Origin of the sequence: Rhodococcus sp. NCIMB 12038 (genome assembly GCF_002165735.1) — a bacterium.
Taxonomy (GTDB): Bacteria; Actinomycetota; Actinomycetes; order Mycobacteriales; family Mycobacteriaceae; genus Rhodococcus_F.
In genome coordinates this window covers 168,478-179,807 of record NZ_NHML01000012.1, presented here as the reverse complement: position 1 = coordinate 179,807, position 11,330 = coordinate 168,478, and the positions used below count along the sequence as shown (strand labels likewise).

Sequence of the window (11,330 nt, the reverse complement as noted above, 5' to 3'; positions counted from 1 at the left end):
TTTCCGAGCGCCCGTGGTGGGAAGGCTCCGCGCCTTCCCACCACGGGCATCGTCAGGTCAGGGGGTTCGACTCAGCGGCTCACCGCGGTTTCCCGCTCGACCCGCGACAGCTTCTCGGGGTTGCGCACGATGTAGAGCCCGGTGATCATGCCGTTGTCCATCCGCACGGCCACGACGTCGTCGATCTCCCCGTCGAGCCGGACGATCAGGGCGGGGGAGCCGTTCATCTGCACGGGTTCGACCGATACGTCGCCGCCGATCCGGGGCAGGCCGGCCGCCAGCAGGCGGCCCACCTTGTCGGCCCCGACGATGGGTCGCAGCACGGCCTGCTTGACTCCGCCGCCGTCACCGAGGAGGACGACGTCCGGCGCGAGCTGGTCGAGCAGGCTCTGCAGGTCGCCCGTCTCGAGCGCCCGTTTGAACGCGTCGAGCGCATCCCGGGACTCGGCCGGAGTGACGACGCCCCGCGGCCGGCGCGCCGCGACGTGGGCCCGTGCCCGGTGCGCGATCTGACGGACGGCGTCGGTGCTCTTGTCGACGGCGGCCGCGATCTCCCCGTACTCCAGATCGAACACCTCGCGCAGCACGAACACCGCCCGCTCGGTGGGTGCGAGCGTCTCCAGCACCAGCATCATCGCCATCGATACGCTGTCGGCCAACTCGACGTCCTCGGCGACATCAGGGGCGGTCAGCAACGGCTCCGGTAGCCAGGGGCCGACGTAGGACTCCCTGCGCCTGCCGAGCGTGCGCAGCCGGACCAGCGCCTGGCGGGTGGTGATCCGCACCAGGTACGCCCGCTGATTCCGCACCGTGCCCAGATCGACGCCCGCCCACCGCAGCCAGGTCTCCTGCAGGATGTCCTCCGCGTCGGCGGCCGAGCCGAGCATCTCGTAGGCGACGGTGAACAGCAGATTGCGGTGCGTGACGAACGCCTCGGTGGCGGGATCCGAACGGGCATCCCTGCTCCCGCCGCGATCGTCGGGTGTGGTCTGCGACGTGCCGGCCATGGGTGGCTCCTGTTCGTTCTCGACGGTGTCACACACCAGACACCGGAACCCGCCGTTCTGTGACAACCGGACGGGAGCGGTTGTCACAGAATTCGGGCTGAAGTCGAGCTGATCGGCAGGAGTCGGGTTCCTCGCGGAGTCAGGCCCACTCGTAGGACATCTCGCCCGCGACCCCGAGGTGCTTGCACAGTTTGTGGATGCCACCGAAATCCTGGACCAGCGCGGATCGGCGAGTGTCGTGTTCGGCGTCGTCGATCATCGCCTGACCGCCGTCGAGGTCCAGGATGTCGACGATGGTGTGCCAGGTCGAGTAGTCGTTGCTGCTGAAAGCGGTCATCGCGTCGACGAGCCCGTCGAGGAACAGCCGCCGGTCGCCGGGGTTCAGGGTGTCGTAGACGACGCCCGCGATGTCGTCGGCGATCGAGGCGTGACAGTACTCGTCGCGATTGTGCAGCCGGACCGTCGCCCGGTTGACCGGCTGGATGACGTCGTTCTCGGAGATCAGGTCGAGGTAGGAGCTGATCGAGATCTCCGCCACCGTCATGAAGGCGAATGTCGTGATCGCCCGCTGCCTCGGGTCGGCGGCCTCGGCCGTCGCCGCGCGCTGGCGGCGCAACGTCAGGACGTCGGGAAGGGCGTTGTTCGGCATCGCCCAACCGCGTTGCCGACGGGTGACCGCGCTCGCGTTCAGGTGCATGAGGGTGTGGTACTGCTCGTCCACCATCGCCTGGTGGACGGCCACGGCGAAGGTGTCTCCGAGTCCGGTGTCCAGGGCGTCGTGCGCGACGAGGTCGAACCCGGGATTGACCACGTACTGCTCGATGTCCATGACGTTCTTGTTGAACGCGATCCAGGCCCACGCCCGCAGCCGGTTCCTTTGCTCCTCGCCCATGCGGAGGAACCGGTCGTGATCGGCGAACGGCAGCAATTCGTTCGGGTAGTCCTGCTTGCCGAGGTCGAACAGCGCGTCGAGGTCCGGTTCCGGCTTCTTCACGGTCGCCCGCTGCCCCCAGTTGCGCGCGAGTCGCGTCACGACGGCACTTTCCACCGGATCGGACGGGTCGTACTCCGGGAGCGAGGGAATCTTCTGGGTCGTCATGACGTATCTCCGTTCCGCGGCTGTCGGTGAACGAGATCGGTGAAAAGGTCGGCGCACAGCCGGGCGAGGGGTTCGCTCCGGTCGCCGAGCGGGGACGTCGCGCGGGACATGAGCGCGGCGAAATCGTCCTCGGAGCCCTGCTCGACGGTGTCGGTGAGAGTGGCGAGCGCGGCGGCGAGCGCGCGGCGGGCGTCGCCCGCGTAGGGATTGCCTGCCTGGATGTCCCGATAGACCTCCGGGACGCCGCCGCCGACCCGCGCGAGGAGGGCGAGCGAGACGAGATGCGGCGGGGTGCCCACCGCGGTGAGTTCGGCGCCGTCGACACCGAGGTCCGCGAGGGCGAGGCCGAAGGCGAGGACGCCGGCGTGCGTCAGTGCCTGGGTCGCAGCGGTGAGCCGGTCGTGGTGTTCGGCGTCCAGGCGGACCACCGACGATCCCCAGCCGGACAGTGCCGACAGGAACCACTCCACCCCGGGGCCGCCCCGGTAGGTCACGGCCGCGACGGGCCGGCCCTCCGGTCCGAGGGACGGGGCGAACATCGGGTTGATGCCCACCGCGCCGCCGCGCAGTGCGCTCTCCCGCAGGGCCCCATCGAATCGGGACTTCACGGACAGCGTGTCGACCAGCAGCGCGTGTTCGCGCAACTCTGAGACGAGGAACGGAATCGACTCCAGTGCGACGCTTTCGGGGATCGCCAGAATCACCGCGTCGGCGGCCTGCACCACCGCCCGTAGCTCCGGCGAGGGGTCGGTGATGTCGCCCTTCACCTGATCCGACTCGGACCGGTCGGTGAACCGGATGTCGACGGTGCGCACCGTGTTTCCGTCGGCGCGCAGCCGAGTGGTGAGCATCCGGCCGACATCGCCCGAACCGCCGATCAGTGCGACGGTCCGGGAGGATGCGGCCGGGACGGTCACTGCCCGATCTCGTTCGGCCGGTCTGCCGTCACGGACAGCGCCCGCAACATGGTGGCGGCCTTGACCATTGCCTCGTCGAACTCCTCCTCCGGGTCCGACAGCGCAGTGATCGCCCCGCCGATGCCGAATGTCACCTCGGTGTCCGTGGCGACGATCGTGCGGATGACGATGGACAGGTCGGCAGTCCCCGTCAGGGAGAAGTAGCCGATCGAACCGGAATACACGCCGCGCGGCCCGGACTCGAGCCGGTCGATGATCTCCATGGTCCGGATCTTCGGGGCGCCCGTCATCGATCCGCCGGGGAAGGCGGCACGGACGCACTCGACGACGGAGGCGTCGGCGCTGAGGGTTCCGCGCACGGTCGACACGAGTTGATGCACGGCCGCATACGTTTCGACGTCGAACAGCTTCGGAACGTGCACCGAGCCGGGAACGCACACCCGGGCCAGGTCGTTGCGCGTCAGATCGACGATCATCAGATTCTCGGCGCGGTCCTTCTCGCTGTCGAGCAGATCCTGCCGCAGCGCCGCATCCTTGGCGGGGGTGGCGCCGCGCGGACGGGTCCCCTTGATCGGCTTGGACTCGACCACCCGGTCCGCGCCGATCCTCAGGAACCGTTCGGGAGAGGCGCTGAGAACGGACAGCCCGGCGAACTGAAGGTAGGCACTGTACGGCGTGGGACTGATGGAGCGGAGCAGTTCGAACGTGTGCAGCGGGTTGATCGACTGGTCCACCGTCGCCATGTTGGTCAGGCACACCTCGTAGGACTCGCCGGTCCGGATCTCACCGAGCGACGTCGCGATGTGGTCGAGGTACTTGTCGTGGTCGTGGCGCAGGGCGAGTTCGGCGGCCTCCGGTTTCCGGATCGGCGGCACCGCGGTCGTCGGGTGGTCCGGCTCGGCCAGCCGGTGCAGCGCCGCTTCCATCTCGTCGAGCCAGCGGCGCAACTCCGGATCGTCCTGGTGATCACTCAGGCACAGCGCGTACGTGCGCTCGTTCGAATGATCGATGACCACGGCGCGGTCCGCGAATACGAGTGCGGCGTCCGGGGTGGGGGACTTGTGCGCCGCGGTGCCACCGGTCTCGGCCTTCAATTCGTAGCCGAGGTATCCCACGTAGCCGAGGCCGAACGGCACACCCGGGAGACCGGGCACGGACCGTGCCTGCAGTTGCCGTTCGAGATAGTCGAAGAACGGTGCGTGCACCTGTTCGACCGGCAACCCCTCCCGCGTGATCCGGACGATCGCCTCGCTGACGTCGTACGTGATGTATTCGGCGCGCGGGCCGGAACAGTTGCCCATGATCGTGAATCGCGAAGTCGGTTCCGACGCCGACGTCCCGTCGAGCCAGAACGCGTTGGGTCCGGACGCGAACAGATCCTCGAACGTGGTGCGGGGGTCGACTTCGTGGTCGACGCGCACCTGCTGGACCACGTACGGCGCGTGGGGGATCGGGATTCTGAGCAGGGATCCGTGCGTGGGTGTCCCGGAATGCGTCTGCGTGAGGTCGCGGAAGTTCGCAAGCAGTTCGTGGCCGAACGCGGTACTGATCGATTCGGGGTGGAACTGGACGCCCCACAGCGGACGAGTGCGGTGCCGGACGCCCATCAGGAGACCGTCGGCCGTCCAGGCGGTGGCCTCGAGATCGCCGGGGAGATCCTCGACGATCAGCGAGTGGTAACGGACCGTCGGGAACGGTGACGGAATGCCTGCGAAGAGTTCGGAACCGTCGTGGTCGACGAGGGACACCCGGCCGTGCATCGGTTCGGGTGCGAGCACCACCTCGCCCCCGAACAGCTGGCACAGTCCCTGGTGGCCGAGGCAGACGCCGAGCACGGGGAGTCCGGTCTCCCTGATGATGCGGGCGCTGATCCCGAAGTCGCGTTTGCGGTCGGGCCGGCCGGGGCCGGGGGAGATGACGATGTTGTCGAAGTCGGACCAGGGGATCGAACCCCACTCCACATCGTTGTGCACGACGGTGGGCGGTTCGCCGTTCACCTCGGCCAGCAGGGTGAACAGGTTGTAGGTGAAGGAGTCGTAGTTGTCGACCAGCAGCGTCCGGGTACTCATCACGACTCGACATTCGCAGACGGCACGGAACTGTGGCGAACCTGATGGTTGCCACCGTGGTTGTGGCTGCCGTTGTGATTGCCATTGTGGCGGGGGCCCTCGTCGACGGCCTCCGCGTTGATCACGAGGTCCTCGAGCCGGCACGTCTCGGCGATGATGAGGTCGTAGAGCGAGTCGAAGAACTCCGGGGACAGGGAATGGCTGTCGGCGAACCGACGCGCCCGTTCGTGGACGACGTGGATCCGTCCGGGCTGCATCATGGCGATGTGCTCGCGGCCCTTCAGTTCGCCGATCCGCAGGCACACTTCCAATCGCTGCCGGACCGTCTCGAGCAGGGTCGCGTCGACGGCGTCGAGTTCCGCGCGCAGACCCTCGAGTGCGTGCTGCGCCGAGGCGTCAGAATGCTCTCCGGAATCGTCGCCGTTCCGCTGTTCTACGGAGAAGTACATAATCGCCCCACTCACTCGATCGGCAGTAGCTTTCTCATCCCGACTATCGTGTGTCGTTGGTGGTTCGTTTCCATGAGCCTTCCGGATGGCCGGGAGGGCCGTGGTCGATCGGCCGAAAACGAACCTGGTGGGTTATCACCCCCGGGGAGTCTCGATCTCAGGTTGAGACTTTGATGGACGGTTGGCTAACGTAACCTGAAGTCTATTTCCGCAAACTCAGGATACGAGGAATATGCGCATATCGTCGGCCACTAGAGCTCTGTTGTACGTGCTGGCAGGCATCGTGATGCTGTGCAGTGCGGCACCGGCGGCAGCGGATCCCGTGGAAGCGGAACCCGCGCCCGTGGTCGATCCGTCCGTGCTTCCCGGGGCGAACGACTGGAGCTGTAAGCCGTCCGCGGCGCATCCCCGTCCCGTCGTGCTGGTGCACGGCACCTGGACCGGCATGGTGGCGACGTGGAAGGACCTGGCTCCGGCGCTCAGTGCGGAGGGGTACTGCGTCTTCGCCCTCAACTACGGACAGGCCGCCGGTCTGACCAAGGGCAACATGATGCGCATGTTCGGCGGTGCCGACATCGAGGAGTCCGCCCGGCAACTCGCCGGGTTCGTCGAGCTGGTCCGCACGGCCACCGGTGCTCCGCAGGTCGACATGATCGGGCATTCGCTCGGCGGCACGGTGTCCCGCCAATACCTGCGGTTCGAAGGCGGCGCCGATCGGGCGAACCCCGCGCTGAACAAGGTGCACTCGCTCGTCACGCTCGGCGCCACCAACCACGGCACCAGCTTCGGGGACGTCCAGACGCTCGGCGCGATCGCGCAGGCACTGGGTGTGCCGGTCACGACGCTCGCCGGTGTCGCGGTCGGGCCGTCCTACATCCAGCAGATGGTGGGCTCGCCCTTCCTGCAGCTCCTCAACGCGGCCGGCGACACCGACCCGGGCATCGACTACACGGTGGTCGCCAGTCGCAGCGACACCGTGTCGACCCCACCGGAGAACACGTTCCTGACGGCAGGTCCGTGGGCCACCGTGCACAACATCTGGCTTCAGGACGGCTGCGGCACGAACACCGCGGATCACGGCCAGCTGACCACCGATCCGCGGGCCGTGTACATCATCCAGCGGGCGCTGGACCCCGCGTACGGAGACCGCAACCCCGCACCGTGCTGACCCGGCGCGGGTGATCCGCGGCGCCGGTCAATCCCAGATGCCGACCTCGTCGAGGTGTGCGACCAGTCGCTGGGCGCCGTCGATGAAGTGGGCCTTGTTCTCGGCTCCGACCACGTCGGCCTTCCCGTCGGCGAGCGCGGCGATGAGGCGCCGGTGGCTCTCCACCGCCGACTCGCCCCAGGCCGGATCGGACGAATAGAACTGCACCGGCGTGTACCGGGTGGCGCTGAGCAGGAACCACGACAGCTTGCTCGCGTTCGCGAGATGGTTGATGACCCGGTGGAACGAGAACTCGAGATCCTCGATCCGGTCGGCCTCGCCGTCCTCGACGGCCCGCCGCAGCTTCTCGTTGATCGCGGTCAGCTCCTCGACGACCTCCGGGGTGACGGACCGCGTCGCGCGGACCGCGAGTTCCTCGGCGATCTGGCCCTGCAACCAGAAGAGGTCGTGGATGTCGTCCCGGCTGAGCGGGGCGACCACGTAGCCGCGGTGGGGAACCAGTTCGACGAGTCCCTCGCCGCGCAGGGTCAGGAGCGCCTCGCGGACGGGTGTGACGCTGACCCCCAGGTCCGCCGCGGTCTCGTCGAGGCGGATGAAGTCACCCGGGCGAACGCCCCCGGACATGATCAGGTTGCGGACGTGCACGGCGACGTCGTCCGACAACTGGGGTCGGCGGCGCAGGGTGCGGCCCGCTGGGGATCGTGACACGGAGGGCGATGCCATGGAGAACTCCTTCGATGCGGCAAACCAGCATAAACCGCAGTGGATGTTTACAAGCCGTAGGTCTTGCCGATGATGTCGCGCTGAATCTCGTTGGTACCGCCGTAGATGCTCGAGACGATGGTGGAGCGGACGTGCTTCTCCATGTCGAACTCGGTGGCGTAGCCGTACCCGCCCATCATCTGCATGCCCTCGAGCGCGACCTTCTTCGCCGTCTCCGTGACCTTCAGCTTGGCCATCGACGCTTCGCGGGCCAGCATCTTGTCGGGGTTCGCGTCGACGTCCTTGGCGACGCTGTACACGAGCAGTTTGCAGCACTCGATCTCCGTCGCCAGATCGGCGATGCGGTGGCGCAGCGCCTGGAACGATCCGACGGGACGCCCGAACTGCTTGCGCTGGGTGACGAAATCGAGGGTGTCGGCGAACGCGCGCTGCGCGGTGCCGAGCATCATGGCGGCGAGGATCAGGCGTTCGAAGTTCAGTCCGGTCATCAGCTGGCGCCAGCCGTTGCCGACCTCGCCGACCACCGCGTCCTCGGGGAGGACACAGTCGGTGAAGTAGAGGTCGTTGACCTCTTTGCCGCCCATCGTGTCGATGCCGCTGATCTTCAGTCCGGCGGTGTCCGCGGGGACGTGGAACATCGTGAGGCCTTCGTGTTTGCCGTCGCCGCGCCCGGTGCGGGCCACGAGCAGGATGTTGTCGGCGAAGTGCGCGTTGGAGCACCACGTCTTCTGGCCGTTGATCACCCAGCCGTCGGCGGTCTTCTCCGCGCGGGTGCTGAGGTTGCCGACATCGGAACCGGCCTCCGGCTCGGACATCGAGATGGACTGCGACCGGCCTGCCACGATGCCGCGCAGCACGACGTCCTTCTGTGCGTCGGTGCCGAACTTCGTGTACGCGCCGCCCGTGATCAGGGTGGGCCCGATCCCGCCGATGGGCGCCATGCCCTTGGCGGCCTCCTCGAGCAGGATGCACATGTCGACGTGGCTCGCGGCCGAGCCGTCGTACTCCTCGGGGATGGTGATGCCCAGCCAGCCCAGCTTCGCCATCTTCTCGTAGAGGTCCTGATTGTGGTTGTGCTCGCCGTGATTCGTCAGCCTGTCGCGCTGCTCGCGGGTGCCGCTCTCGCGCTTGCAGAAATCGGTGATCGCCGCCGCGAAGTCCTTCTGTTCACTGGTGAATTCGACGCTCATGTCCGGGGAACTCCTCGTGGGTGGTGCGGCCGGCGAACAGGCCGGCCGGGGTGACTGTGTAGGGCTTGCCGCGATGGGGTCGGCCGCATACTGTGATGTCCACTACATTACATCACATCACATATATTTGATGTGATCTCGAGGGAGGACATCGACCATGCCACAGCAGGCGGAGACGACCGAGACGACGGCAGGCGCGCAGTCCCCGGCCCCGACGAACCCGGCGCCGAAGACGTTCGCGTCGCTGGACCCGCGCGACGGCACCGTCCTGGCCGAGTACCCGATCCAGGGGGAGCGGGAGGTGCGCGCCGCCGTCGACGCGGCCCGGTCCGCCGCGCAGTGGTGGAACGCTCTCGGCTTCGACGGCCGCAAGCAATGGCTCCTGGACTGGAAGAAGTCGATGGCACGGGACGGCGAGCAACTCGCCGCGCTCGTCGCCGCCGAGACCGGCAAGCCCTACGACGACGCGCTCCTCGAAGTGATGCTCGCCATCGAGCATCTCGACTGGGCCGCGAAGAACGCGGGCAAGGTCCTGAAGCGGCGCAAGGTGCCCTCCGGTCTGGTCAGCGCGAACCAGGCCAGCAGCGTCGGGTACGAGCCGATGGGTGTGGTCGGTGTGATCGGGCCGTGGAACTACCCCGTGTACACGCCGATGGGCTCCATCTCCTACGCGCTCGCAGCGGGCAACACCGTCGTGTTCAAACCCAGTGAGCTGACGCCCGGGGTCGCTGTGTGGCTCGCCGACAAGTGGAAGGCACTCATCCCCAATCAGCCTGTTCTGCAGGTGGTCACCGGCGACGGGTCGACGGGTTCCGCCCTCGTCTCCGCCGGCGTCGACAAGATCGCCTTCACCGGGTCCGCCGCCACCGGCAAGCGCGTCATGGCCGCCTGTGCCGAGACGCTCACGCCGTTGGTCGTCGAGGCGGGAGGCAAGGACGCCATGCTCGTCGACGCCGACGCGAACCTGGACGAGGCGGCGGGGTTCGCCGTGTTCGGGGCGATGGGCAACGCCGGACAGACGTGCGCTGGCGTCGAGCGCATCTACGTCGTCGACTCCGTCTACGACGAGTTCGTCCGGCTGCTCGCCGAGAAGTCGAAGGTTCTGCGCCCGGGACCGCGGGACGCCGCGTACGGCCCCATGACGATGACCAGCCAGTCCGACGTGATCCGCAGCCACGTCCGGGACGCACTCGACAAGGGTGGATCCGCGGTGGTCGGCGGACTCGACTCCATCGCGGACGGGTACGTCGGGCCCATCGTGCTGACCGGCGTTCCCGAGGACAGCACCGCGATCCGCGAGGAGACGTTCGGCCCCACGGTCGTCGTCAACAAGGTCGCGAGCCTCGACGAGGCGGTCGCAAAGGCCAACGGCACCACGTTCGGTCTCGGCGCGTCCATCTTCAGCAAGGATGCGACCAAGGCGATGCAGGCTGCCGAGAAGCTCAGGGCAGGCGTCGTGACGATCGGGTCGGTGCTCGGATTCGCCGGTGTCCCGTCGTTACCGTTCGGCGGTGTCGGAGACTCGGGCTTCGGCCGCATTCACGGCGCGGACGGGCTGCGGGAATTCAGCCGGGTCAAGTCCATCGCCCGGCAGAAGTTCGCGGCGCCGCTGAATCTGCTGACCATGCAGCGTAAGTCGCGGGACATGAAGATTTCCGCCTGGATGTTGAAGAACCGGCACGGACGCTGACCACGGGAGGGTATTTACATGCTGATGAAGACCACGCCGGACGGCTTTCCGCGGGGCAGGCACGGCTGGCAGCGCCGGATCGAGGAACTCGACCCGGTCCTGGACCACCAGGAGATCCATCGCATCACGGCCGGTTTCGAGTTTCCGTGGGACTACCAGCGGTCCCTCGAGTTCGCGCTGTTCCGAACGTATTGCGTCCCCACGATTTCGGAACTTCTGCAGCGCACCGGTGAGTTCGAGAAGCGACCGCAGAAGCGGTACGACGACACCGCGTTGCTGATGGCCGAACTCGTCGAGCACGGCTACGACTCCGAACGTGGCATCGAGTCGCTGCGCGTCGTGAACCGCATGCACGGTAAGTACGACATCGACAACGACGACATGCTGTACGTGCTGACCACCTTCATCTACGAGCCGATTGACTGGATCGACCGCTTCGGGTGGCGGCGGCTCACCCCGAACGAGCGTCTCGCGTGCTTCCACTTCTACCGTCAGGTGGGTGTTCGCATGGGGATCAGGAACATTCCCGAGACCTTCGAGGACTTCTACCGGTTCAAGGCAGAGTACGAGCGGACGCACTTCCGGTACACCGACGACAACCATCGGGTCGGCACCTACACGCTGAATCTGTTCTGCTCCTGGTTCCCGGCACCACTGCGGCCGCTCGTCGCGCAGGGGGTCTACGCCCTCCTCGACCCGATGATGCTGTCGGCGTTCGGATTTCCCGCCGCCCCGCATTGGCTGCAGAACGCGTCCCGTCGTGCGCTGCGGATCCGGGCCCGGTTCGTGCGCCTCCTGCCGCCCCGGCGGGAATCGAAGGCCGCACGGGATCCGCGCAACCGGAGCTACCCCGGATACCCGGTGGGCTACCGACCCCGTGACCTCGGCGCGGACAACGACAAGCAACGAGGAGGTCGCCGGCGGGCCGCATGAGAACTGGCCCCCGGACGAATCGCCCAGGGACACGGGCTCAGTGTCACCGCCCGGGCCGGGCTCAGTGTCACCGCCCGGGCCCGGC

The 11,330-nt window shown here is 67.4% G+C and carries 10 protein-coding genes; 3 read left to right on the top strand and 7 right to left on the bottom strand.

Annotation, left to right across the window (positions count from 1 at the left end):
• Positions 1–71 precede the first annotated feature (71 nt).
• From CA951_RS20080 to CA951_RS20060, 5 genes are all read right to left on the bottom strand, one after another.
• A complete protein-coding gene (locus tag CA951_RS20080; protein WP_087558488.1) occupies positions 72–1,007 on the bottom strand; it encodes an RNA polymerase sigma-70 factor in 936 nt (311 codons plus the stop codon).
• Between the two features lie 139 nt (positions 1,008–1,146).
• A complete protein-coding gene (locus tag CA951_RS20075) occupies positions 1,147–2,106 on the bottom strand; it encodes a diiron oxygenase (RefSeq protein WP_087558487.1) in 960 nt (319 codons plus the stop codon).
• The gene (locus CA951_RS20070; RefSeq protein WP_087558486.1) at positions 2,103–3,023 is read right to left on the bottom strand and encodes a prephenate dehydrogenase/arogenate dehydrogenase family protein; all 921 of its coding nucleotides are present in this window, start codon (positions 3,021–3,023) and stop codon (positions 2,103–2,105) included. Before CA951_RS20070 ends, CA951_RS20075 begins: the two co-directional genes overlap by 4 nt.
• Positions 3,020–5,092: an aminodeoxychorismate synthase component I gene (gene pabB / locus CA951_RS20065; protein WP_087558485.1), complete on the bottom strand. Its 2,073-nt coding sequence runs from the start codon at positions 5,090–5,092 to the stop codon at positions 3,020–3,022. Before pabB ends, CA951_RS20070 begins: the two co-directional genes overlap by 4 nt.
• Positions 5,092–5,541 (bottom strand): chorismate mutase family protein, encoded by a 450-nt coding sequence (locus tag CA951_RS20060; protein ID WP_087558484.1) that lies wholly within the window; start codon positions 5,539–5,541, stop codon positions 5,092–5,094. Before CA951_RS20060 ends, pabB begins: the two co-directional genes overlap by 1 nt.
• 232 nt (positions 5,542–5,773) lie before the next feature.
• Between CA951_RS20060 and CA951_RS20055 the strand changes: the two genes are divergently transcribed.
• Complete coding sequence (locus CA951_RS20055) at positions 5,774–6,709, top strand: triacylglycerol lipase (protein WP_087558483.1); 936 nt, start codon at positions 5,774–5,776, stop codon at positions 6,707–6,709.
• 27 nt (positions 6,710–6,736) lie between these two features.
• Here the strand turns inward: CA951_RS20055 and CA951_RS20050 are convergent, their stop codons facing one another.
• Together CA951_RS20050 and CA951_RS20045 are read right to left on the bottom strand one after the other, a co-directional pair.
• Positions 6,737–7,432, bottom strand: coding sequence for a GntR family transcriptional regulator (locus tag CA951_RS20050; RefSeq protein WP_087558482.1), 696 nt, complete (start codon positions 7,430–7,432; stop codon positions 6,737–6,739).
• Between the two features lie 47 nt (positions 7,433–7,479).
• Positions 7,480–8,622 (bottom strand): acyl-CoA dehydrogenase family protein, encoded by a 1,143-nt coding sequence (locus tag CA951_RS20045; RefSeq protein ID WP_087558481.1) that lies wholly within the window; start codon positions 8,620–8,622, stop codon positions 7,480–7,482.
• Between the two features lie 157 nt (positions 8,623–8,779).
• On the opposite strand from CA951_RS20045, the gene CA951_RS20040 reads away from it, so the two are divergent.
• The gene (locus CA951_RS20040; protein ID WP_087558480.1) at positions 8,780–10,312 is read left to right on the top strand and encodes an aldehyde dehydrogenase family protein; all 1,533 of its coding nucleotides are present in this window, start codon (positions 8,780–8,782) and stop codon (positions 10,310–10,312) included.
• Positions 10,313–10,330: 18 nt separating this feature from the next.
• Positions 10,331–11,245, top strand: a complete 915-nt coding sequence (locus CA951_RS20035; RefSeq protein WP_087558479.1) for an oxygenase MpaB family protein — start codon at positions 10,331–10,333, stop codon at positions 11,243–11,245.
• The last annotated feature ends 85 nt before the right edge of the window (positions 11,246–11,330 follow it).